This window comes from Streptomyces sp. NPDC054961, assembly GCF_053609145.1.
In genome coordinates this window covers 39,329-62,235 of sequence record NZ_JBSGWY010000023.1, presented here as the reverse complement: position 1 = coordinate 62,235, position 22,907 = coordinate 39,329, and the positions used below count along the sequence as shown (strand labels likewise).

At 71.1% G+C, this 22,907-nt stretch carries 24 protein-coding genes; 13 read left to right on the top strand and 11 right to left on the bottom strand.

Features of this window, described 5'->3' with window-relative positions:
• Nucleotides 1–348 precede the first annotated feature (348 nt).
• Nucleotides 349–1,095: a TerD family protein gene (locus tag ACWF9Z_RS21290; RefSeq protein ID WP_453604305.1), complete on the top strand. Its 747-nt coding sequence runs from the start codon at nt 349–351 to the stop codon at nt 1,093–1,095.
• A 31-nt stretch (nt 1,096–1,126) separates the two neighbouring features.
• On the opposite strand, the gene ACWF9Z_RS21285 is transcribed toward ACWF9Z_RS21290, so the two are convergent.
• The 6 genes from ACWF9Z_RS21285 to ACWF9Z_RS21260 form a co-directional block, all read right to left on the bottom strand.
• A complete protein-coding gene (locus ACWF9Z_RS21285; protein WP_453604205.1) occupies nt 1,127–1,867 on the bottom strand; it encodes a TerD family protein in 741 nt (246 codons plus the stop codon).
• A 122-nt stretch (nt 1,868–1,989) separates the two neighbouring features.
• Complete coding sequence (locus ACWF9Z_RS21280) at nt 1,990–3,105, bottom strand: DUF475 domain-containing protein (protein WP_453604303.1); 1,116 nt, start codon at nt 3,103–3,105, stop codon at nt 1,990–1,992.
• A gap of 25 nt (nt 3,106–3,130) precedes the next feature.
• Complete coding sequence (locus tag ACWF9Z_RS21275; protein ID WP_453604203.1) at nt 3,131–3,706, bottom strand: TerD family protein; 576 nt, start codon at nt 3,704–3,706, stop codon at nt 3,131–3,133.
• Between the two features lie 179 nt (nt 3,707–3,885).
• A complete protein-coding gene (locus ACWF9Z_RS21270; RefSeq protein ID WP_031150730.1) occupies nt 3,886–4,461 on the bottom strand; it encodes a TerD family protein in 576 nt (191 codons plus the stop codon).
• Between the two features lie 144 nt (nt 4,462–4,605).
• Complete coding sequence (locus ACWF9Z_RS21265; protein WP_453604301.1) at nt 4,606–5,064, bottom strand: peroxiredoxin; 459 nt, start codon at nt 5,062–5,064, stop codon at nt 4,606–4,608.
• Nucleotides 5,065–5,221: 157 nt separating this feature from the next.
• Nucleotides 5,222–5,647: a DUF3052 domain-containing protein gene (locus ACWF9Z_RS21260; protein WP_214957128.1), complete on the bottom strand. Its 426-nt coding sequence runs from the start codon at nt 5,645–5,647 to the stop codon at nt 5,222–5,224.
• A 435-nt stretch (nt 5,648–6,082) separates the two neighbouring features.
• On the opposite strand from ACWF9Z_RS21260, the gene aceE reads away from it, so the two are divergent.
• Entirely contained in the window at nt 6,083–8,815 is a 2,733-nt protein-coding gene (gene aceE, locus ACWF9Z_RS21255; RefSeq protein WP_453604201.1) for a pyruvate dehydrogenase (acetyl-transferring), homodimeric type, read from the top strand.
• A 69-nt stretch (nt 8,816–8,884) separates the two neighbouring features.
• The gene (locus ACWF9Z_RS21250) at nt 8,885–9,790 is read left to right on the top strand and encodes a potassium channel family protein (RefSeq protein ID WP_453604199.1); all 906 of its coding nucleotides are present in this window, start codon (nt 8,885–8,887) and stop codon (nt 9,788–9,790) included.
• On the opposite strand, the gene ACWF9Z_RS21245 is transcribed toward ACWF9Z_RS21250, so the two are convergent.
• Nucleotides 9,771–10,193, bottom strand: a complete 423-nt coding sequence (locus tag ACWF9Z_RS21245) for a peptidase inhibitor family I36 protein (RefSeq protein ID WP_453604197.1) — start codon at nt 10,191–10,193, stop codon at nt 9,771–9,773. The two genes, ACWF9Z_RS21250 and ACWF9Z_RS21245, sit on opposite strands and share 20 nt — an antisense overlap.
• 351 nt (nt 10,194–10,544) lie before the next feature.
• Between ACWF9Z_RS21245 and ACWF9Z_RS21240 the strand changes: the two genes are divergently transcribed.
• From ACWF9Z_RS21240 to ACWF9Z_RS21230, 3 genes are all read left to right on the top strand, one after another.
• Nucleotides 10,545–11,210: a TetR family transcriptional regulator gene (locus ACWF9Z_RS21240; protein ID WP_453604300.1), complete on the top strand. Its 666-nt coding sequence runs from the start codon at nt 10,545–10,547 to the stop codon at nt 11,208–11,210.
• A 151-nt stretch (nt 11,211–11,361) separates the two neighbouring features.
• Complete coding sequence (locus ACWF9Z_RS21235; RefSeq protein WP_453604298.1) at nt 11,362–12,501, top strand: alpha/beta hydrolase; 1,140 nt, start codon at nt 11,362–11,364, stop codon at nt 12,499–12,501.
• Nucleotides 12,502–12,575: 74 nt separating this feature from the next.
• Nucleotides 12,576–13,424, top strand: a complete 849-nt coding sequence (locus ACWF9Z_RS21230; RefSeq protein ID WP_453604196.1) for a DUF4429 domain-containing protein — start codon at nt 12,576–12,578, stop codon at nt 13,422–13,424.
• A 55-nt stretch (nt 13,425–13,479) separates the two neighbouring features.
• Here ACWF9Z_RS21230 and ACWF9Z_RS21225 read toward each other — a convergent pair whose 3' ends face one another.
• Nucleotides 13,480–14,502: an aldo/keto reductase gene (locus ACWF9Z_RS21225; RefSeq protein ID WP_453604195.1), complete on the bottom strand. Its 1,023-nt coding sequence runs from the start codon at nt 14,500–14,502 to the stop codon at nt 13,480–13,482.
• Complete coding sequence (locus tag ACWF9Z_RS21220) at nt 14,499–14,924, bottom strand: MerR family transcriptional regulator (RefSeq protein WP_453604193.1); 426 nt, start codon at nt 14,922–14,924, stop codon at nt 14,499–14,501. Before ACWF9Z_RS21220 ends, ACWF9Z_RS21225 begins: the two co-directional genes overlap by 4 nt.
• A 52-nt stretch (nt 14,925–14,976) precedes the next feature.
• On the opposite strand from ACWF9Z_RS21220, the gene ACWF9Z_RS21215 reads away from it, so the two are divergent.
• Nucleotides 14,977–15,804 (top strand): serine hydrolase domain-containing protein, encoded by an 828-nt coding sequence (locus ACWF9Z_RS21215; RefSeq protein ID WP_453604191.1) that lies wholly within the window; start codon nt 14,977–14,979, stop codon nt 15,802–15,804.
• An 8-nt stretch (nt 15,805–15,812) separates the two neighbouring features.
• Here ACWF9Z_RS21215 and ACWF9Z_RS21210 read toward each other — a convergent pair whose 3' ends face one another.
• The gene (locus ACWF9Z_RS21210; protein ID WP_453604189.1) at nt 15,813–16,403 is read right to left on the bottom strand and encodes a TetR/AcrR family transcriptional regulator; all 591 of its coding nucleotides are present in this window, start codon (nt 16,401–16,403) and stop codon (nt 15,813–15,815) included.
• Nucleotides 16,404–16,523: 120 nt separating this feature from the next.
• Between ACWF9Z_RS21210 and ACWF9Z_RS21205 the strand changes: the two genes are divergently transcribed.
• On the top strand, nt 16,524–16,964 hold the full coding sequence (locus ACWF9Z_RS21205) for a nuclear transport factor 2 family protein (protein ID WP_453604187.1): 441 nt from the start codon (nt 16,524–16,526) through the stop codon (nt 16,962–16,964).
• A gap of 70 nt (nt 16,965–17,034) precedes the next feature.
• On the opposite strand, the gene ACWF9Z_RS21200 is transcribed toward ACWF9Z_RS21205, so the two are convergent.
• Nucleotides 17,035–17,748 carry a pirin family protein gene (locus ACWF9Z_RS21200; protein WP_453604185.1) on the bottom strand — a complete coding sequence of 238 codons (714 nt, stop codon included), beginning with the start codon at nt 17,746–17,748 and terminating at the stop codon, nt 17,035–17,037.
• Between the two features lie 104 nt (nt 17,749–17,852).
• Here ACWF9Z_RS21200 and ACWF9Z_RS21195 point away from each other — a divergent pair, with 104 nt between their 5' ends.
• The 5 genes from ACWF9Z_RS21195 to ACWF9Z_RS21175 all read left to right on the top strand — a co-directional run bounded on the left by ACWF9Z_RS21195 (nt 17,853) and on the right by ACWF9Z_RS21175 (nt 22,770).
• Complete coding sequence (locus tag ACWF9Z_RS21195) at nt 17,853–19,070, top strand: PucR family transcriptional regulator (RefSeq protein WP_453604184.1); 1,218 nt, start codon at nt 17,853–17,855, stop codon at nt 19,068–19,070.
• Nucleotides 19,071–19,159: 89 nt separating this feature from the next.
• Nucleotides 19,160–20,077 (top strand): ACP S-malonyltransferase, encoded by a 918-nt coding sequence (locus ACWF9Z_RS21190; RefSeq protein WP_453604183.1) that lies wholly within the window; start codon nt 19,160–19,162, stop codon nt 20,075–20,077.
• Nucleotides 20,078–20,096: 19 nt separating this feature from the next.
• On the top strand, nt 20,097–21,101 hold the full coding sequence (locus tag ACWF9Z_RS21185; protein ID WP_453604181.1) for a beta-ketoacyl-ACP synthase 3: 1,005 nt from the start codon (nt 20,097–20,099) through the stop codon (nt 21,099–21,101).
• A 63-nt stretch (nt 21,102–21,164) separates the two neighbouring features.
• Entirely contained in the window at nt 21,165–21,413 is a 249-nt protein-coding gene (locus ACWF9Z_RS21180; protein WP_356650184.1) for an acyl carrier protein, read from the top strand.
• Between the two features lie 79 nt (nt 21,414–21,492).
• On the top strand, nt 21,493–22,770 hold the full coding sequence (locus tag ACWF9Z_RS21175) for a beta-ketoacyl-[acyl-carrier-protein] synthase family protein (protein WP_453604179.1): 1,278 nt from the start codon (nt 21,493–21,495) through the stop codon (nt 22,768–22,770).
• Nucleotides 22,771–22,907: the final 137 nt, after the last annotated feature.

The following is a 22,907-nucleotide window of genomic DNA, read 5'->3' as shown; positions in this document are numbered from 1 at the left end:
GTAACCGTCCTGGTCAGACGAGTGACGCGGGTCCTCGGTCCGCTGAGGTCATCGCCGTCGCCCCGGGACGGTCCGGGGGCCCACGGGCTCTCGTGCCCGTCGCGCACCCCCTTGCACCATGCCCAGGACTCGTGGCCGGGACAAGGTGTGGGGCCGCCTCTTTCCTCGGGGACGCCTCGGGCACGCCCTCGGGGGGCGCCCCGGCGCACTTGCGGGGCGCTCAGGGGGCGCGTCGGGGGCGCACGGCAGGAGGGACCAACGGCACACGATGCGGCGGATCGGGACCGAACGGGACGCTACGGGGGGCCGCATTGTCCCGGTCGTGCCCGGGAGGGCAGGATGACCGGCATGACGCACGCGATGCAGAAGGGCTCGAACATCCCGGTCACCGCCGCGGCGGTACGGGCGGTGCTGCGCTGGACCGGTGGGCCCGATGTTCCCGACGTGGACGCCTCGGCGCTGCTCGTGGGCTCGGACGGGCGGGTGCGCTCGGACGAGGACTTCGTCTTCTACAACCAGCCCCGGCACCCCTCGGGGGCCGTCTGGCGGCTCGGCAAGAAGCAGCTCGGCGACGGGGTCACCGACGCCGTCCAGGCGGACCTGCGGGCGGTGACGCCCGTCGTGGACCGGATCCTGGTCGTCGCCTCCGCCGAGGACGTGCCCTTCCAGCGGGTCCACGACCTGCGGATCCTGCTCTACGACGCCACCGCGGCCGGCGGCGGCGAACCCCTGGCCTTCTTCGACGTGCGGCCCGAGACCGGCGCCGAGACGGCGCTGATCTGCGGCGAGCTGTACCGGCGGGGCGACGGGTGGAAGTTCCGCGCGCTCGGCGAGGGCTACTCCAACGGCCTCGTCGGACTGGCCACCGACCACGGGATCTCCGTGGACGAGAGCGCCCCGGAGACCCCGGCGCCCCCGCATCAGGCGCCGGCCGCCCCGGTGCTCCCGACGCCGCACACCCAGGCCCCGCCGGCCGCGGAGCCCGCGTACGGGTACCCGCAGCCGGTGTCCCCGGCGCCGGCTCCGGTCCCGGCCCCGGGCGGGGACCCGACCTTCCGGCTGCCGGTGCAGGGCCCCCAGTTCATCCGGCGCTGAGCACCCCGCGCGGGATCCCGGGCCGGGGCGGTCAGGCCTTCGCCTTGTAGCCCCGGCCCCACTGGAGTCCCCACCCGTACAGCCGGTCGAGCTCGGCCTGGAACCCGTAGACGAATTTGACCTCGCGCCGCACGATCAGCTCGCCCTTGACGTTCTCCAGGGAGACCACCGCGCAGGAGCGCGCGTGCGGGTGGCGCTCCTCCAGCGGGATCTCGATGCGCGGCCCGGTGATCGGGAAGAGGGTCACCAGCGCGTGCGTCCGGTCGAAGGCCGGGGTCTGGTCGTAGATGTAGACGAAGACCAGCAGCCTCTTTATGTCCTCGGCATGGTCGAGATTGACGAAGATCGTCTCACCTGAGGGCGCCCCGAACCGGTCGTCGCCGCTGAGCTTGACGTACGGCGGGCTGTTGATGTCCCCGTGGAAGTTGCCCAGCGGCTGGACGACGCCCCGGGTGCCGTCGGTCAGTTCGTAGAGGCAGCCGATGTCGAGGTCGACATTGACCATGCCCTGGGTGTGCGCCTGCACCATGTCCGGCTTGAACAGCTTGAACGGGTGGCGGAAGAGCTGCCCGCTCTGGCCGGCCGCGCGGCCGCCGATGTCCGAGGTGCGCATGCGCCACGAGAGGTTGACGCGCAGATTGCCGTGCACCGCCCCCTGTTTGGTGAGCGACACCGTCGGATGGCGTTTGGTCAGCTCGATCGCGTTCGACGAGGCGCTGCCCGACTGGAAGTGCACGGCGCGGCTGCCCCTGATGCCGTCGAAGAATCCCATCCCCACAACCCCCCTGATCCCCTGGTCTGCCTGCCTGTCCGCGTACGCGTGCGGGGCGGCCCGGCGAGTCGGTGGACCCACCGGACCGCCCCGCACTTGAGCGTTCCGCATTACCGCCGTGATCATGCCTCGGCGGTGGAACCCTCCAGTTCCATGCGCTTGTTGCGGCGCACCGAGGACCAGAAGGACCACGCGATCAGCACGACGCCGACGAGACCGGTGATGACCTCGTTGATCTCGTGCTGGATGGTGACGAGCAGGATGACGGCGAGCGCGCCGATGGCGTAGTGCGCGCCGTGCTCCAGGTAGACGTAGTCGTCGAGGGTGCCCTGGCGGACCAGGTAGACCGTCAGCGAGCGGACGTACATGGCGCCGATGCCGAGGCCCAGCGCCATGAGCACGATGTCGTTGGTGATGGCGAAGGCGCCGATGACCCCGTCGAACGAGAAGGAGGCGTCGAGGACTTCGAGGTAGAGGAACATGAAGAACGCGGCCTTGCCGGCCATGGCGACGGCCGAGACCGCGCTGCCGGACTTCTTGGCCGCTTCCTCCGCCTCGTGCTCGGCCTCTTCCTCTTCCTCGAGCTTGTTCTCGAAGTAGCCGGAGAGACCGCCGACGATCATGTAGGTGATCAGGCCGAGGATGCCGGAGACCAGGACGGTCTGGGCCTTGTCGACTTCGATGCCGCCGTGCTGGTGGGCATGGGTCGCGAAGGTCATCGAGGTGATGACCAGGACGATCAGCGCGATGCACGCCGACAGCATGTCGATCTTGCCGAGCTTGGCGAGCGGACGCTCGAGCCAGGCGAGCCACTTGATGTCACGGTCCTCGAAGATGAAGTCGAGGAAGATCATCAGCAGGAACATGCCACCGAAGGCCGCGATGGACGGGTGGGCGTCCGTGACCAGCTGCTCGTACATGTCCTTGTCGGTCATGGCGAGGTCGACGGCCTCTATGGGCCCGATCTTGGCGCTGATCGCGACGATGAGGACGGGGAAGACCAGTCGCATGCCGAAGACCGCGATGAGGACGCCGATCGTGAGGAAGATCTTCTGCCAGAAGGCATTCATCTTCTTCAGGATTCCGGCGTTGACCACCGCGTTGTCGAAGGACAGCGAGATCTCGAGGACCGACAGGATCGCCACGATCCCGAAGGCCTCCCACCCCCCGTAGAGCACCGCAGCGGCCAGTCCGAGCGCAGTGATTGCGAACGACCAGCCGAAGGTTTTCAGAACCACTGGCATCCCATCGTCTTGTACGGCTTTACGAAACGTTGACCCCGAAGTCTAGAGCGATGCCCCGGAGCCCCGACGCGTACCCCTGCCCCACCGCACGGAACTTCCATTCCCCGCCGTACCGGTAGACCTCGCCGAAGATCATCGCGGTTTCGCTGGAGGCGTCCTCGGTGAGGTCGTAACGGGCCAGTTCCTGGCCGTCCGCCTCGTTCACCACGCGGATGAAGGCGTTGCTGACCTGGCCGAAGCTCTGCCGGCGGGCCTCCGCCTCGTGGATGGAGACCGGAAAGACGATCTTGTCCACGCCGGCCGGGACCTTGGTGAGGTCGATGACGATCGACTCGTCGTCACCGTCACCCTCGCCGGTGAGGTTGTCCCCCGTGTGTTCGACGGAGCCCTCGGGGCTCTTCAGGTTGTTGTAGAAGACGAAGTACTCGTCCCCGAGCACGCGGCCGTTCGTGCACAGCAGCGCGCTGGCGTCGAGGTCGAAGTCCGCGCCCGTGGTCGAGCGCGCGTCCCAGCCGAGGCCGATCAGAACCCGGGTGAGGTTCGGTGCGGCCTTGGACAGGGAGACGTTGCCCCCCTTGGCGAGTGTGACGCCCATGTTGTGGTCCTCCCCGGACGACGGTGTGGCGGTATGACGGTACGGCGGTGCGAGGGTCCGGCGATACGGCGGGGCACGGCGGGGCCCCGGCCGTAAAGCCGGTCCGGCGCCGCACACACGGGGTGCACGGCGCCGGACGGGTGAACTGGCTGGTCCGACGGATCGGCCGGCGCGTCGACTCAGACGTTGACGCCGAAGTCCTGCGCGATGCCGCGCAGGCCCGAGGCGTAGCCCTGGCCGATGGCGCGGAACTTCCACTCGGCGCCGTTGCGGTACAGCTCGCCGAAGACCATGGCGGTCTCGGTCGAGGCGTCCTCCGACAGGTCGTAGCGGGCGAGCTCGGTGTTGTCGGCCTGGTTCACGACGCGGATGTACGCGTTGCGGACCTGGCCGAAGCTCTGCTGGCGGCTCTCGGCCTCGTAGATCGAGACGGGGAAGACGATCTTGGACACGTCGGCCGGGACGCCGGCGAGGTTGACCTTGATGGCCTCGTCGTCGCCTTCGCCCTCACCGGTGGTGTTGTCACCGGTGTGCTCGACCGAGCCGTCCGGGCTCTTCAGGTTGTTGAAGAAGACGAAGTTCGCGTCGCTGGCGACCTTGCCCTGGTCGTTGGTCAGGATCGCGCTGGCGTCGAGGTCGAAATCGACACCGGTGGTGGTGCGAGCGTCCCAGCCCAGACCGACGATGACCGCCGTCAGGTTCGGCGCGGCCTTGGTCAGCGAGACGTTGCCGCCCTTGCTGAGGCTGACTCCCACGGGTCCTCCATAAGGTTGGTGTGGGGCGGTGCCCCGTCGTGCGATTTCACCGGATCAACGGTTCGATCCTAGTGACGGGTTCCCGCCTGTACGGGGTTATTCGGGCGAGCGTGCCCTCGAGCCTGCGACACGCGCTCGGAGACCTCAGAGGCTGTCGAGGGCCTTGATGTACTCGTTCAGGTCACGCGCGTCGGGCAGTCCGTTGACGACGCTCCAGCGCACGATGCCGTCGCGGTCGATGACGAAGGTGCCGCGGACCGCGCAGCCCTTCTCCTCGTCGAAGACCCCGTAGGCGCGGGAGGTCTCCCCGTGCGGCCAGAAGTCCGACAGCAGCGGGTAATCGAGGCCCTCCTGCTCGCCGAAGACGCGCAGGGTGGGCACGGAGTCGTTGGAGACGGCGAGGAGCTGCACGTCGTCGTTCTGGAACCGGGGCAGCTGGTCGCGCAGCTCGCACAGCTCCCCGGTGCACACGCCGGTGAAGGCGAACGGGTAGAAGAGCAGCACGACGGCCTTCTCCCCCCGGAAGTCGGAGAGCCGCACGGTGGCACCGTGGTTGTCCTTGAGCTCGAAGTCCGGGGCCTTGCTGCCGACCTCGATCGCCATCTGTCGCATCCCTTCGTTCCTTCATCCTGCGTTCGGCCGTTCGGGTGGCCAGCCTATGCCTCGACACCGGTCCGCCGCCGAACGCACACACCCCGCCGACCGGGAGGAATTCCGGCAGGCGGGGTGCGTGTGTCCGCTCGGGACTGCGGGGCGCGGCTCAGCGCTTGGACTTGGCCGTCTTCGGGGTCGCCAGCTTGGTGGCGGTCCACTCCTTGCCAACGGGGAGTCCCTTGGCCAGAGAGAGGCCTGCGGTCTCGGCGGCCTCGCTGATGTCGCTGGCCTCGACGAAACCGTCCTTGCCGGTCTTGGGAGTCACCAGCAGGATCAGTGCGCCGTCCTCGACCAGCTCGGTCGCGTCGACCAGGGCGTCCGTCAGGTCGCCGTCGTCCTCCCGGAACCACAGCAGTACCGCGTCTGCGACATCGTCGTAGTCCTCGTCGACGAGTTCGGTGACGTGACCCTCTACGGCATCACGGAATTCCTGATCGACGTCGTCGTCGTAGCCGATCTCCTGGACCACCTGTTCGGACTGGAAACCCAGCCTGGCGGCCAGGTTCTCCGCGTGGTCCGCGGTCGCGCTCACGGGGTGCCTCCTGCTCATGTTCGGTGAATGTTCTTCGGCAGCGCGCGTACGCGCAGCATTGGGCGTAGTCCACACGGGCGCGGCGGATCGCGCAAGTACCCGGCCGCCGAGACCGTCGAAACGGTGACGATTGCGGCCGTCTCGCCGCAACTTTCAGCCCCTGTGTATGTACCTCTCGTGATTCATCCCACACCATTCCACCTCATTCGGCATCGGCTCGGGACTTTCCTACCTGTTTGAGGGACGAACGGCCTTGCGAAGCGTTGATCGACTCGGGCGTAAGGTTGCGGTTTGGCCCATGCCCGTCATCACGGCGCCCGCGTCCCACCGGCTCCAGGGATTACCGAGTGGTAAAGGTGACGATTTCCGCCGAGCGTAAGACCATGGGAGGCGGCGAGACCCCAGGCACGACTCCCCCGACAGCGAAGGAACAGCGTGGCTTCCGCATCCGATCGCAATCCGATCATCATTGGCGGCCTGCCGAGCCAGGTCCCGGACTTCGATCCGGAAGAGACGCAGGAGTGGCTCGACTCCCTTGACGCCGCCGTCGACGAGCGGGGCCGCGAGCGCGCCCGCTACCTGATGCTGCGCCTGATCGAGCGCGCCCGCGAGAAGCGCGTGGCCGTCCCCGAGATGCGCTCCACCGACTACGTCAACACCATCGCCACCAAGGACGAGCCCTTCTTCCCCGGCAACGAGGAGATCGAGCGCAAGGTCCTCAACGCCACCCGTTGGAACGCGGCCGTCATGGTCTCCCGCGCCCAGCGTCCCGGGATCGGCGTCGGCGGCCACATCGCCACGTTCGCCTCCTCCGCCTCCCTCTACGACGTGGGCTTCAACCACTTCTTCCGGGGCAAGGACGAGGGCGACGGCGGCGACCAGATCTTCTTCCAGGGCCACGCCTCCCCCGGCATCTACGCCCGCGCCTACCTCCTGGACCGGCTCTCCGAGCAGCAGCTCGACGCGTTCCGCCAGGAGAAGTCCAAGGCCCCGTACGGCCTGTCCAGCTACCCGCACCCGCGGCTGATGCCGGACTTCTGGGAGTTCCCGACCGTCTCGATGGGCCTCGGCCCGCTCGGCGCGATCTACCAGGCCCGGATGAACCGGTACATGCAGGCCCGCGACATCGCGGACACCTCCAAGTCACACGTTTGGGCGTATCTCGGCGACGGCGAGATGGACGAGCCGGAGTCGCTCGGCCAGCTGTCCATCGCGGCCCGCGAAGGCCTGGACAACCTGACCTTCGTCGTCAACTGCAACCTGCAGCGCCTCGACGGCCCGGTCCGCGGCAACGGCAAGATCATGCAGGAGCTGGAGTCGCAGTTCCGCGGCGCCGGCTGGAACGTCATCAAGCTGATCTGGGACCGCTCCTGGGACCCGCTGCTGGCCCAGGACCGCGACGGCATCCTGGTCAACAAGCTGAACTCGACCCCGGACGGGCAGTTCCAGACGTACGCCACCGAATCCGGCGCGTACATCCGCGACCACTTCTTCGGCGGCGACCACCGGCTGCGCGCGATGGTCGAGAACATGTCCGACCAGCAGATCCAGCACCTGGGCCGCGGCGGTCACGACCACAAGAAGGTCTACGCGGCGTACGCGGCGGCCAAGGCCCACAAGGGCCAGCCGACGGTGATCCTGGCGCAGACGGTCAAGGGCTGGACCCTGGGTCCGAACTTCGAGGGCCGCAACGCGACCCACCAGATGAAGAAGCTGACGGCCGACGACCTCAAGCGCTTCCGCGACCGGCTGCACATCCCGCTCACGGACGCCCAGCTGGAGGGCGGCGCACCGCCGTACTACCACCCGGGCCGCAACTCCCCCGAGATCCAGTACATGCACGACCGCCGCAGTGCGCTGGGCGGCTACGTGCCGACCCGCGTGGTGCGCGCGAAGCCGCTGCAGCTGCCGGGCGACGCGACGTACGCGGCCGCCAAGAAGGGCTCGGGGCAGCAGTCGATCGCCACGACGATGGCCTTCGTCCGCATCCTGAAGGACCTCATGCGGGACAAGGAGATCGGCCGCCGCTTCGTGCTGATCGCGCCCGACGAGTACCGCACCTTCGGCATGGACGCGTTCTTCCCGAGCGCCAAGATCTACAACCCGCTGGGCCAGCAGTACGAGGCGGTCGACCGCGACCTGCTGCTCGCGTACAAGGAGTCCCCGACCGGCCAGATGCTGCACGACGGCATCTCGGAGGCGGGCTGCACGGCCTCGCTGATCGCCGCCGGTTCGGCGTACGCCACGCACGGCGAGCCGCTGATCCCGGTCTACGTCTTCTACTCGATGTTCGGTTTCCAGCGTACGGGTGACCAGTTCTGGCAGATGGCCGACCAGCTGGCGCGCGGTTTCGTCCTCGGCGCGACCGCCGGCCGGACCACCCTGACGGGTGAGGGCCTGCAGCACGCCGACGGTCACTCCCAGCTGCTGGCCTCCACCAACCCGGGCTGCGTGGCGTACGACCCGGCGTACGGGTACGAGATCGCGCACATCGTCAAGGACGGTCTGCGGCGCATGTACGGCCCGGACGCCGAGGACGTCTTCTACTACCTGACGGTCTACAACGAGCCGATCCAGCACCCCGCCGAGCCGGCGGACGTGGACGTGGACGGCATCCTCAAGGGCATCCACCGGGTCTCGGCCGGCACCATCGGCAGCATCGGGGCGCAGATCATGGCCTCCGGCGTGGCGGTTCCGTGGGCGCTGGAGGCGCAGCGGATCCTGGCCGCCGAGTGGAACGTCCGGGCGGACGTCTGGTCGGCGACCTCCTGGAACGAGCTGCGTCGCGAGGCCGTCGACGTGGAGCGGCACAACCTGCTGCATCCGGAGGAGGAGCAGCGCGTCCCGTACGTGACGCGCAAGCTGTCCGGCGCCGAGGGTCCGTTCGTGGCGGTCTCGGACTGGATGCGGGCGGTCCCGGACCAGATCTCGCGCTGGGTGCCCGGCCCGTACACCTCGCTGGGCGCGGACGGCTTCGGCTTCGCGGACACGCGCGGCGCGGCCCGCCGGTTCTTCCACATCGACCCGCAGTCGGTGGTCCTCTCGGTGCTGACCGAGCTGGCCAAGGAAGGCAAGATCGACCGCTCGGTGCTCAAGCAGGCCGTCGACCGGTACCAGCTGCTGGACGTCTCGGCGGCGGATCCGGGCGCGGCGGGCGGCGACGCCTGACCGACACGCCCGTGAGGGGCGCCGGGACTCTTGTTCCGGCGCCCCTTACGCGTTCTTTACTATGCCCGCATGAAGGAACACTCCCGCCAGACGCGGTGGGAGCGCCGGACGCAGACGCCTCTGCTGGTGCTCGCCCTCGGATTCGCCGTCGCCTACACCGTGCCCATCGTCGCCCCCGACGCGGCCGCGGGGGTGCACCGCGCCTGCACGCACGCCGAGTGGGTGGTGTGGGGGGCCTTCGCCGTCGACTACCTGATGCGGCTGGGCCTGTCCCGGTCGAAGAAGGCGTTCGTCCGGACGCACTGGCTGGACCTGGCGGCGGTGCTGCTGCCGATGATCCAGCCGCTCCGGCTGCTGCGCGTGGTCTCGACCCTGATGCTGGTGGGCCGGCGGGCCCGGATGGCCCCGCAGATCCGGCTGACCACCTATGTCGCGGGCGCGGTGGTCGGGCTGCTGATGTTCGGCTCGCTCGCCGTGCTGAGCGTGGAGCGCGACGCGCCCGACGGCAACATCAAGAACCTCGGGGACGCCCTGTGGTGGTCGGTGACGACGATGACGACGGTCGGGTACGGGGACCACTCCCCGACGACCGGACTCGGCCGGCTGCTGGCGGTGGGGCTGATGCTGTCGGGCATCGCGCTGCTGGGTGTGGTGACCGCCAACATCGCGGCCTGGTTCATCTCCCGCTTCGAGCGCGACGACCAGATGGAGCGCGCCCAGACGGCCGCGATCACCGACCTGGCCGCCGAGGTACGGGCGCTGCGGGCCGAGGTGGCCCGCCTCGGCGGAGCGCGCGCCGCCGAGGCGGGGGCGGACCCGGAAGCCGGGACCGCCCCGGACACGGAAGCCGGGACCGCCCCGGGCCCGGGGCCCGACGGGCCCGCCCCGGGCGCGGACGTCCACGCCCGGGGTGTCCCGCTCCCGTTCCCCGAGGCGGCTCCGGCGGCCGGGTCGCTCAGCGCTCCCACACCTTGAACGCCCTGACCTGGTAGGGCGATTGCGGGAGCCACACCCCGTCTCCCGGATAGGTCTGGAACTCTCCGGTCTCGGCGCACTCGGCCGACTGGTAGGTGGTGACCGGGCGTCCGGTGCGGTTGGCGAGCGACTGGGCGCTGGTCCCGGCGGGCAGGGCGGTGCAGCTGTTGATGTCGAGGGTGCTGAGCTCGTGCGTCCTGCGGGTCCCCTTGAACTCGGGCTTCGCCCACAGGCACAACTGTCCGGTGGCGCAGGCCCCGAGCGGCGGCGGCCCCGAGGCGTGACCCCCGCCCCGGCCCGCCGCGTGGGCGGAACCGGTGGTTCCAGGGATCAGCAGGGTGGCGGCGAGGACGGCGGCCGAGACGGCGGCGCGCCCGGGACGGATGGTGTTCCACGTACGCATGACGGGTCAACTCCTGGTGGACGGACGGGCCCCGGACCTTCTCCGCGGCTCCGTCCACACCACGCTGACCTGCGCGGACGGGCGGGCGGAAGGGGCCCCGGGCGGGTCCACCCGGATAGGCGACAGCCCCGCCGGAACCGTCCGGCGGGGCTGTCGGAGCCTCGGAGTTGACGCCTGCGCGGCCGTGCCGGCCGGGCGTGGCGCCCGCACTCCGGGGACGAAGGCGGTGTTCACCCGGACACGAACGTGTCGTGCGAGACGCAGGTGAGCGCCCGCGGACCGTGTGGGCGGGTCCGTCCCGGGTAGCCTTACGCCCACTCCGCCGACGGACGAGGAGCCCGACCGCCCGTGATGACCGACCGACGGCCCGCGCCGTCCGCACCGGCGACCGGACTGCGGGAGCGCAAGAAACGGCGAACCCGCGACGCGCTGCTGCGTGCCGCCCTCCTCCTCTTCGTCGCACAGGGGTACGAGGAGACCACCGTCGACGAGATCACCGAGGCCGTGGACGTCTCGCAGCGCACCTTCTTCCGGTACTTCGCCAACAAAGAGGAGGTCGCGTTCGCCGTCCAGGACCTGGTCGAATCGCACTTCGTCGCCGCCCTGAGCCTGCGGCCGGCCGCCGAGGGCCCCCTCGAGGCGATGCGCGCGGCCGTGCTCGACGCCTGGGACACCGTCGACGAGGCCATCTCCGAGGTGGTCCCGGTCGACCTGTACATGCGCAGCTACCGGCTCATCGAGTCCACTCCGGCCCTGCTCGCCGTGCACCTGCGCCGCTCCACCGACCTGGAGGAGCGGATCGCCCGGCTGGTCGCCGAGCGCGAGGGCCTGGACGTGAACGAAGATCCGCGGCCCCGGGTGGCCGTCGCCGCCTTCTCGGGTGTGATGCGAGTCACCGGACGGCTCTGGGGGCAGGGCGAGGACACCAGCGTGGCCACCATCCGGCGGATGACGGAGGCCTACCTCGACCAGATCGGCCCCGCGCTGGCCACCGACTGGGGTTCCGGCCGGCGGTGACTCCGGTCACCCGGCGCGCCAACGCCCGCGCCGGTCTCATAGGCTGGACTCAGTGAACCTGCCCGGCCCCGCCACCCCCCATTCCCCCGCCGTCGATCCCGTGCGTCCGGCCGCCCTGCGCATCCTGCTCGCGCTGGCGGTGGTCTTCCTGATGCTCGCGACCACCGGCTGGACCGCCGTGCACCGGCCCGAGAACGGTGTGTCCGCGCGCCAGACCGCCCTCGCCGCCTGGTCGCAGACCCTCTTCGAGGGCCGGACGCTGCCCGCCGCCGACGCCCCCGCGCCGACCGTGGCCCGGTTCTTCGCCGGCCTCGACGGCGCCCAGCGCGCCCGGCTCGCCGAGGGGCACCCCCTCGTGGTCGGCAGCCTGGAGGGCGTCCCGGTCACCACCCGCTACCGGGCCAACGGGATCGCGCTGCAGCAGGCCGCCCGCGCCGAGGAGGCCGACGCGCACGACGTCACGCTGGCCCCCGCCGACCGCGTCATGGCCTCCCGCCGCGCCCACCGCTTCGAGTCCCTCGCCGAGCCCGGCCGGCAGATCCTCACCTTCGACCCGACCGGCGGCGGCCTCGTCGCGGAGGTCTTCGGCGACCTCGACGAGGCCCGCCGGGTCTCGGTGATCGTCCCGGGGGTCGACACCGACGCGCTGACCTTCGAGCGCACCCAGCGCCGCCTCACCGCCCCCGCCGGCATGGCGCAGTCCCTGTACGAGGCGGAGCTCGCGGCCGCGCCCGCGGGCCGGACGGCGGTCATCGCCTGGGCCGGGTACACCGCGCCGACCGGGGTCGGCATGGACGCGGCGACCGGCCGGATGGCCGTGGACGGCGCGCACAAGCTGCGCGCGCTGACCTCCTCGCTGCCCGGCCGGGCCAGCGTGGCGCTGTTCTGCCACAGCTACGGCTCGGTGGTCTGCGGGGTCGCCGCGCACGAACTTCCGGCCCGGGTCACGGACATCGCGGTGGCGGGCAGCCCCGGGATGCGCGCCGAGAACGTCGGAGAGCTGGGGACCTCGGCGCGGGTATGGGCCACGCGCGACTCCGGCGACTGGATCGCCGACGTGCCGCACCTGGAGCTCGGGGGCCTCGGCCACGGCGCGGATCCGGTCGACCCGGACTTCGGCGCGCGGGTGCTGTCGGCCGCCGGGGCCAAGAGCCACACCGGCTACTTCGAGCCAGGGACCGACTCTTTGGACAACTTCGCCAAAATCGGAACCGGTGCGTTCGGTTCCACGGTGTGTTCCACGGGGGACGACGCCTGCCGACGTGGAATTTCCGGCACGAACGGTTCCTGACACGCGTAGACGGTCGGAAAACGGGCTTCACGACAGGGGGACGCACAGGGGTGCGTCCCTTTACCATGTGCCGCATGGGTGACGTACTGGCCGGAAACCATGCCGTCTGGGAGTTCGACCGCACCACGGACTCGATGCTCATCCGCTTCGCTCGGGGGATGCGAACGCCCAGGCTCTGGCATGCCCTCGGGGCACGCCGGATCCCCCTCGAGGCGTTGTCGGGGGTGAGTCTGACCGCGGGGCGGCGGGACGCGGTGGTGCTGCGCGCCGTGGTGCGGCCCGGCGCGGATCCGCTGATGGAGGCCGCGGCGGGGCAGCTGAAGGAGGCGTGCGATCCGTACCGGCTGGTCCTGCCGGGCGACCGGACCGCGCGGGCGGCGGCCTTCGTGGACGCCGTACGGGAGCGGCTGGGCCGGAGCCCGGCGGAGCAAGCGGAGCCGGCGGAGCGGTTCCTGGTGACGACCGCGCCGCGGCCACCGCTCACGCTCAAGGCGTACGACGCCCGGCTCGTCTTCGACGGCTCGGCGGTGACCTTCCGCTGGTCCCGTACGGGAGCCACGAGCGCCAAGTGGAAGGCGGGCGACCAGCGGTATCCGCTGGCCGCCCTGACGGGCGTCGAATGGCACTCCCCGGACCGCCGGGGAGCCCATCTGCGCCTGCTCGCCCGAGGTCACGCGGGCGATCCGCGCCCCGACCACGATCTGGCCTCGGCGGTGCTCGGCGCGGGCTACGGGGCGGTGCACGAATCGCTGCCCTTCGCGGCGGCGCTCCTCGCCGCCCTGCGCGACCGCTCCCCGGTCGCCGCGGTCCCCCGGGCCCGCTCCGGCGACCGGCTCCAGCACCTGGGCGAGCTGCACAGCGCGGGCCTGCTGACGGACGCGGAGTACGCGGCCCTGCGCGACCGGTTCACGGCCGGGGCCTGAGGCGCGACCGCCACCCGGCCGCCCCTCCCCCGGCCGCCTGCGGGTGCGGCCGCGGCTACGCCTCGCGCGCGGTCGCGGTCGAGCTCATGTCCGGGTAGCGGTCGCCCGCGACCCGGTCGGCGAGGGGCTCCAGCAGCGCCAGCTCGGCGTCCGTCAGCGTGATCCGGGTCGCCGCCGTGTTCTCCGCGAGGCGGCCGGGCTTGCGCGTCCCCGGGATCGGAACCACCGTCAGCCCGTGCACCAGCGCCCGCTGGTGCACCCACGCCAGCGCGATCTGTCCCGGCGTGGCGTCGCGCGCCGCCGCGATCTCCCGCACCGGCTCCAGCAGCGCCGCGTTGGCCTTGGCGTTCTCGCCCGTGAACCGGGGCTGATAACGGCGGTAGTCCCCGGGCGTCAGCTCGGCCGCCGCGTCCGCGAAGGCGCCGGTCAGGAAACCGCGTCCGAGCGGGGAGTACGGCACCAGGGCCACGCCCAGCTCCGCCGCCGCGCCCACCGCGCTGCGCTCCACGTCCCGGCTGAACAGCGACCACTCCGACTGGAGCGCCGCGATCGGGTGCACCGCGTGCGCCTCGCGCAGCTCGGCGCCGGTCACCTCGCTGAGCCCGAGGTGGCGCACCTTGCCCTCGCGCACCAGCTCCGCCATGGCGCCGACCGATTCGGCGAGCGGCACGGCCGGGTCGCGCCGGTGCATGTAGTAGAGGTCGATCACGTCGGTGCCGAGCCGCCGCAGGCTCCCCTCGACCGCCCGCCGGACGTACGCCCGGTCGTTGCCGATCCCCCGGTACGTCTCGTCGTCGCCGCGCACGATGCCGAACTTCGTGGCGAGGGTGATCTCCTCGCGGTGCGCGGCGACGAACGGGGCGAGGAACTCCTCGTTCGCGCCGCGCCCGTAGGCGTCGGCGGTGTCGAAGAGGGTGACTCCGGCGGCCAGTGCCGCGTCCAGGGTCCGTCGGGCGACCCCCTCGTCCGTGTCCCCGTAGAACTCGCTCATGCCCATGCAGCCGAGGCCCTGGACGCCCACCAGCGGGCCGCCCCGGCCCAGTTCGGCCTTCTCGATCTTCACCGTGTTCTCGGTCATGTCCGCTCTGCCTCTTCCGCGACGGCGCCCGTCGCAGCGGTGTTCACCGCAACGGTGTTCATCGAATAGATGTCGATCTTGTAGTCCAGCACGGCGAGCGCGTCGTTCAGCTCCGTGATGCGCGCCCGCACCTCGCGGCGCGTCCGCTCCAGCAGTTCGCGCCGCTCGCGCGAGGTGTGCACTCCCTCGCGCACCAGTTCGGCGTACCGGACCATGTCAGCCACCGACATTCCGGTGGTGCGCAACTTCCCGACGAAGGCCAGCCAGTCGAGGTCCTTGTCGCTGAAGCGCCGCTGTCCCGAGTGGGAGCGGTCCACGTGCGGCATGAGGCCGATCCGCTCGTACCAGCGCAGGGTGTGCTGGGTCAGACCGGTCCGTGCCTCGACCTCGCTGATCGTGTACCGCGTCTGCGTCAGGCTCATGACCACCACGCTAAAACCTTGGAGTGCACTCCAAGCAAGTACGCTCGGCCGCATGGAGAGCCTGCAGAGTCTGCGCATCATCGAGAACTGGCCGGTCCCGACCGCCGCCGCGGCCGTGGTCGGCGCCGACGGGACCGTGCTCGGCAGTCACGGCCCGCTGGACCACCGCTTCCCGCTGGCCTCCGTCACCAAGCCGCTCGCCGCGTACGCCGCCCTCGTCGCCTACGAGGAGGGTGCGATCGAGCTGGACGAGCCCGCGGGACCCGCGGGTTCCACCGTGCGCCACCTGCTGGCGCACACCAGCGGCCTGGCCTTCGACGAGCACCGCGTGACGGCCCCGCCCGGACAGCGCCGGCTGTACTCGAACGCGGGCTTCGAGGAGCTCGGCGACCACATCGCGAAGGCCACCGGCATCCCGTTCCCCGAGTACCTGCGCCAGGCCGTCTTCGAGCCGCTGGGCATGGCGTCGAGCCAGCTGGAGGGCTCCCCGGCCAAGGACGGCGTCTCCACCGTCGCCGACCTGGTGCGCTTCGCCGCCGAGCTCCAGCAGCCCCGGCTGCTGGACGTCCGCACGGTCGCCGAGGCCACCGCCGTGGTCCACCCCGGGCTCAAGGGCGTCCTGCCCGGCTACGGCCACCAGTCCCCCAACGACTGGGGCCTCGGCCTGGAGATCCGCGACGGCAAGTCCCCGCACTGGACGGGCGCCGGCTCCTCGCCGCGCACGTTCGGGCACTTCGGACAGGCGGGCACCTTCCTGTGGGTGGACCCGGACGCGCGCGCCGCGTGCGTGGCCCTGGCGGACCGGGCGTTCGGCCCGTGGGCCGTGGAGGCCTGGCCCCCGTTCACCGACGCGGTCCTCACCGAGCTCAAGGGCCGCTAGCCGTCCCTTCAGCGGGGGCGCAGCCCGTCGAAGACCACGTCGAAGATCCGTTCCCGGGCCGACGGGTCGGCATCCAGCTGCTCCGTCATCGCGCCGGTGCCGACCAGCAGGGCGACCAGCTCCGGCAGGCCCAGGTCCGGGCGGACCGCCCCGGCCCGCTGCGCCGCGGTCAGCAGGCCGGCCAGTTGCGCCTGGATCACCGCGCTGGACTCCCGCAGGGACGCGTGCGCGTCCACACCGGCCGCGGCGAGCGCCCGGGTGAACTCGCTCTTGCCCGAGGACTGCTCGACCACCAGGCGGAAACACGCGAAGAAGGCCTCGGCGGGTTCGGCCTCGGCGGCCAGCCGCGCGGTCCGGGTCGCGATCGCCTCCAGCCTGCGCACCATCACCGCCTCCAGCAGCGCTTCCTTGGTCGGGAAGTGCCGGAAGAGCGTGCCGACCCCGACCCCGGCGGCCCGGGCGATCTCCTCGGTCGGCACGCCGACGCCGCGGGTGGTGAACACCTCCGTCGCGACGTCCAGCAGCCTGGCCCGGTTACGGGCCGCGTCCGCCCGCAACGGACGTTCCTGGGCTCCGCCCGCTCCGCCCACTCCGCCCATCCCTCCCGCCTTTCCCCGCCGCGGCGGAGTCACCCTAGACAACCGGAGTCGCCAGTCCGTATCGTTGGAAACCGGAGTCGCTAGTCCGATTCTAGCGACGCATCCCGCTGGGGGTTGATCATGTCCGAAGCGCTGTCACCGCGTGAGGCCTTCCAGAAGCTGCTCGACGGCATCAGCGCGGGCCGGTTCTCGGAGCTGGCCGAGCTCTACGCCGAGGACGCCGTGGTGGAAACCGTGTTCGAGCCGGTCGGTCCGCGCCGCACCGAGGGGCGGGCGGCGCTCAGGGAGCGGTTCGCGGCCGTCGCCGCGGGCTCGCCCGTGGAGCTGACTCCGGCGAACGTGGTGGTCCGGGAGACCGACGATCCGGAAGTGGTCGTCGCCGAGTGGGACTACCAGGTGCGCCACCGCGCGACCGGGCGGACCTTCGAGGCCGCCAACATCCAGGTGCTGCGGGTCCGCGACGGCCTGATCGTCAGCAGCAGGGATTTCCACGACCACCTGGCCCTCGCCGTGGCCGGAGGCGGCCTGCCGCACCTGGTGGCGGCGCTGGGCGGCGAGTAGCCGCAGGTAAAGCTGCAGGGAGCGGCGCCGTCCGCGTCACGCCCGCGGCCACCTCCGTGGAACCGGCCGCCTAAGCCGTCCCCCGGCTCCCGTCGTCCGCCGGCCGGGGAAGTTCCCAGATCAGCAGTTCACACGGGGAGCCGGCGATGAGCTCCAGGTCCGGCTCGCCGGTGATCCGCGCCGCGTCCCCGGGACCCAGCTCGTCGTCGTCCGCCCCGGCGCCGTCCCCCTTGCCGTCCAGCCTGAGGTCTCCCCGTACGACGTGCAGGTACACGCGCTCGGCCGCCGGCAGGGCGACCCGCTCGCCCGCGCCGGGACGCCGGACGTGCAGGACGGCTCCGGCCGCCGGCACGGCATAGGGCGTACTGTCGGCAATGCCCCTGACCAGGGCGTACGAGGGCTCCCCGGCCGGTTCCAGCGGCGCGAGCCAGGTCTGGACGAAGCGCAGCGGGGCGGGACCCTCGTTGCGTTCCGCGTGCCGGGCCCCGGATCCGGCCCCCAGGTGCTGCACGTCCCCGGGCCGGACCTGGGCGGTGGCGCCCGCGCCGTCGCGGTGGGTGAGCTCGCCCTCGACCACCCAGGTCACGATCTCGGTGTGGCTGTGGCGGTGCTCCTCGAAGCCCGCACCGGGGGCCAGGCGCTCCTCGTTGCACGCCACGACCGCCCCGAAGCGCAGGTTGTCCGGGTCGTAGTGCGACCCGAAGGAGAAGGCGTGCCGGGTGGCGATGCCGGCCTCCGGGTCCCCGCCCTCGTAGCGGTCGGCGCCTCGGCGTACATCAATCATGGAGGCCACCGTAGCCCCCGGACGGGCCACCGCCCCCGAGGCGGCCACGGGGCCCCGGGGAGACCGGACTCCGCGCAGCCTTCCCGATAAGGCAGTCTTGTCACGTGCCCCAACCCGAACGTGAGCATTCCCCCGCGATCCACCCCGCGCATCCGGCTCCCGCCCATCCGCATTCCGCGACGCTGCGCCGGCTGGAGAAGTCCTCCGGACGGCTCGCCGCGAACGCCATCGCCCGCATGGACGAGACCCTGTCGTGGTACCGGGCGATGCCCCCGGAGAACCGGTCCTGGATCGGCCTGGTCGCCCAGGCCGGCATCGCCGCGTTCACGGAGTGGTTCCGGCACCCGGAGACCCCGCAGGCCATTTCGACCGACGTGTTCGGGACGGCCCCGCGCGAGCTGACGCGGGCGATCACCCTGCGCCAGACCGTCGAGATGGTGCGCACCACCATCGAGGTCATGGAGACCGCGATCGACGAGGTCGCGGCGCCGGGCGACGAGTCGATCCTGCGCGAGGCGCTGCTCGTGTACGCCCGGGAGATCGCCTTCGCGACCGCCCAGGTGTACGCGCAGGCCGCCGAGGCGCGCGGGGCCTGGGACGCCCGGCTGGAGTCGCTGGTGGTCAACGCGGTGCTGTCCGGGGAGGCCGACGAGGGCGCGCTGTCGCGGGCCGCGGCGCTCGGCTGGAACTCCCCGGAACACGTGTGCGTGGTGCTGGGCACCGCTCCGGAGGGTGACAGCGAGCTGACGGTCGAGGCGATCCGGCGCGCGGCCCGCCATCACAAGCTCCAGGTCCTCACCGGGGTGCTCGGGGACCGGCTCGTCGTCATCGCGGGCGGCAGTGACAATCCGATCCAGGTGGCGAAGTCGCTGATCGGTCCGTTCGCGGCCGGCCCCGTGGTGGCCGGTCCGGTGGTCGCTGACCTGCTGAACGCCACGAAGTCGGCGCAGGCGGCGGCGGCCGGGCTCAAGGCGTGCACCGCCTGGCAGGACGCTCCCCGGCCGGTGCTGGCGGACGATCTCCTGCCCGAACGCGCGATCGCTTCCGACCCTGCGGCGCGCGAGCAGCTGGTGGAGGAGATCTACAGACCGCTGGAAGAGGCGGGTTCGGCCCTGCTGGAGACCCTCAGCGTCTATCTGGAGCAGGCGAGCAGCCTGGAAGGCGCAGCTCGGATGCTGTTCGTGCACCCGAACACCGTGCGCTACCGGCTGCGACGTGTGACGGACGTCACCGGCTGGTCGCCCTCAGATGTCCGTTCCGCGTTCACTTTGAGGATCGCCCTGATCCTCGGGCGTCTGGCCGACGGCGATCCTCAGTCCTAGACTTTTGTCGGACATCAACAATTACGCCGAAGGTTCTTCGTCCCTGTCCCCACGGGCGGCGCGGACCGAACACAAGAGAGAGTGTGAGGGTGCTCGTACTCGTCGCTCCCGGCCAAGGCGCACAGACGCCCGGCTTCCTGACTCCCTGGCTCGAACTGCCCGGCGCCGCTGACCGCGTCGCCGGCTGGTCGGACGCCATCGGGCTCGACCTTGCCCACTACGGCACGAAGGCCGACGCGGAAGAGATCCGCGACACGGCCGTTGCACAGCCCCTGTTGGTCGCGGCCGGTCTGCTCGCCGCGTCCGAGCTCGGGTCCCGTACGGTCTTCGGTGCCGTCGCGGGCCACAGCGTCGGCGAGATCACCGCGGCCGCCTACGCCGGCGTGCTCTCGGACGCCGACGCACTGGCGTTCGTACGGACCCGCGGGCTCGGCATGGCCGAGGCCGCCGCGGTCACCGCGACCGGTATGGCCGCGGTCCTCGGCGGGGAACCGGACGTCGTCGTCGCGCACCTGGAGAAGCTGGGTCTGACTCCGGCGAACATCAACGGCGCGGGCCAGATCGTCGCGGCCGGCACGATGGAGCAGATCGCCGCTCTCGAGGCCGACAAGCCCGAGGGTTCCATGAAGGTCGTCGCCCTCAAGGTCGCGGGCGCCTTCCACACGCACCACATGGCCCCGGCCGTCGCCCGGCTGGAGGAGGCCGCTCGCGCCCTCGCCCCGGCCGACCCGGCGTTGAAGTACGTTTCGAACAAGGACGGTCAGGTCGTGACCACGGGCGCCGATGTCGTCGCCCGGCTGGTGGGCCAGGTGGCCAATCCGGTCCGCTGGGACCTGTGCATGGAGACGTTCGCCGATCTGGGCGTCACGGGGATCATCGAGCTGTCCCCCGGTGGCACCCTGACGGGTCTGGCCAAGCGCGCGCTGAAGGGCGTTCCGAGCGTGGCCCTCAAGACCCCGGACGATCTCGAAAAGGCCGCGGCGCTCGTCGCCGAGCACGCGGTCTGAGAGAAGGAGCCCACACAGCATGTCGAAGATCAAGCCTGCCAAGGGCTCCCCGTACGCCCGCATCCTGGGGGTCGGCGGCTACCGCCCGGTCCGGGTGGTGCCCAACGAGGTCATCCTCGAGACCATCGACTCGTCCGACGAGTGGATCCGTTCCCGTTCCGGCATCGCGACACGGCACTGGGCCTCGCCCCAGGAGACCGTCGCCGCGATGTCGGTGGAGGCCTCGGGCAAGGCGCTGGCCGCCGCCGGGATCGCACCGGAGAAGATCGGCGCCGTGATCGTCTCGACGGTGTCGCACTTCAAGCAGACGCCGGCGGTCGCGACCGAGATCGCGCACCGCATCGGCGCCGGCAAGCCCGCGGCCTTCGACATCTCGGCCGGCTGCGCCGGGTTCGGCTACGGTCTGACCCTGGCCAAGGGCCTGGTGGTGGACGGTTCCGCGGAGTACGTCCTCGTCATCGGCGTGGAGCGGCTCTCGGACCTCACCGACCTGGAGGACCGCGCGACGGCCTTCCTGTTCGGCGACGGCGCGGGTGCCGTGGTCGTCGGCCCCTCGGACGAGCCGGCCATCGGCTCCACCGTGTGGGGTTCGGAGGGCGACAAGTCCGAGACCATCAAGCAGACCGTGCCGTGGGACGAGTACCGCACCACGGACAGCGCCGAGAAGTTCCCGGCCATCACGCAGGAGGGTCAGGCGGTCTTCCGCTGGGCCGTCTTCGAGATGGCCAAGGTGGCCCAGCAGGCGCTCGACGCAGCCGGGATCACCGCGGACGACCTGGACGTCTTCATTCCGCACCAGGCAAACATGCGGATCATCGACTCGATGGTGAAGACTCTGAAGCTGCCGGAGCACGTCACGGTCGCCCGTGACGTCGAAACCACCGGCAACACCTCGGCCGCCTCGATCCCGCTCGCAATGGAGCGGCTCCTGGCGACCGGAGCGGCGAAGAGCGGCGACACCGCGCTCGTCATCGGCTTCGGGGCGGGACTCGTCTACGCCGCGACGGTCGTTACCCTCCCCTAGGGCCCGGGATCCACATCCCGAAGCCTGATCCACCCAGTTAGTCAGCTAGAGAAGGAGCGCCACATGGCCGCCACCCAGGAAGAGATCGTCGCCGGTCTCGCCGAGATCGTCAACGAGATCGCCGGCATCCCGACCGAGGACGTCCAGATCGAGAAGTCCTTCACCGACGACCTGGACGTCGACTCGCTGTCCATGGTCGAGGTCGTCGTCGCCGCCGAAGAGCGCTTCGACGTCAAGATCCCGGACGAGGACGTCAAGGGCCTCAAGACGGTCGGCGACGCCGCGGACTACATCGCGAAGCACCAGGCCTAAGCCTGACGAGCGTTTGTCGCCACCTGGCGGTGGCGCCGTGACAATTCAGCACCCCCTGAGACGTGGAGAAAGAATTCCTGTGAGCCCGACCAATCGCACCGTGGTCGTCACCGGTATCGGCGCAACCACTCCGCTGGGTGGCGACAGCGCTTCGACCTGGGAAGGTCTGCTTGCCGGCCGTTCCGGCGTAAAGCCCCTCGAGGGTGAGCGCTTCGCCGAACTCCCGGTTCGTATCGCCGCCCCTGCCGCCGTGGACCCGAGTGAGGTCCTCCCCCGGCCGCTGGCCCGCAAGCTGGACCGCTCGGCCCAGTTCGCGGTCATCGCGGCCCGCGAGGCGTGGGCCGACGCCGGTTACACCGACCCGGCGGGCGCCGAGACCACCGAGGGCGCCTCGATCGCCCCCGAGCGTCTGGGCACGGTCATCGCCTCCGGCATCGGCGGCGTCACTACCCTGCTCGACCAGTACGACGTACTGAAGGAAAAGGGCGTGCGCCGGGTCTCCCCGCACACCGTCCCCATGCTCATGCCGAACGGCCCGTCGGCCAACGTCGGCCTGGAGGTCAACGCCCAGGCGGGCGTGCACACTCCGGTCAGCGCCTGCGCCTCCGGCGCCGAGGCCATCGGCTACGCCGTAGAGATGATCCGCACCGGCCGTGCCGACGTGGTCGTCGCGGGCGGCACCGAGGCGGCGATCCACCCGCTGCCGATCGCCGCGTTCGCCAACATGATGGCGATGTCCAAGAACAACGAGAACCCCCAGCAGGCCTCCCGCCCGTACGACAAGGGTCGTGACGGCTTCGTCCTCGGCGAGGGCGCCGGCGTCGTGGTCCTGGAGTCCGCCGAGCACGCCGCCGCGCGCGGCGCCCGGGTCTACTGCGAGGTGCTGGGCCAGGGTCTGTCCGCGGACAGCCACCACATCGCGCAGCCGGAGCCCACCGGCCGCGGCGTCGCGGCCGCCGTGCAGAACCTGCTCGACAACACGGGTCTTGACCCGGCCGAGCTGGTCCACCTGAACGCGCACGCCACGTCCACCCCGCAGGGTGACACGGCCGAGCTGAAGGCCCTGCGCAAGGTCCTGGGCGACGACCTCGACCACATCGCGATCTCGGCGACCAAGTCGATGACGGGTCACCTGCTGGGTGGCGCGGGCGGCATCGAGACCGTCGCGACGGTGCTGGCGCTGTACCACCGCCTGGCCCCGCCGACCGTGAACCTCGACGAGATCGACGACGACATCGACGCCGACATCGTGACCGGCGAGCCCCGCAAGCTCCCGGCCGAGGGGCCGATCTCCGCGATCAACAACTCGTTCGGCTTCGGCGGCCACAACGTCACCCTGGCGTTCCGTACCGTCTGACCCGCGCTCCACGGAGAAGGGCCCCCCCGGGGGGGGGGGGGGGGGGCGCGCCGGCCCCCCCCGCCTCAGAGGCACCAAAAGGCCGTCGTAGGACCTCCGCCCCGCGCGGGCGCCGCCCCTCGCCCAAGCGTTGAAGA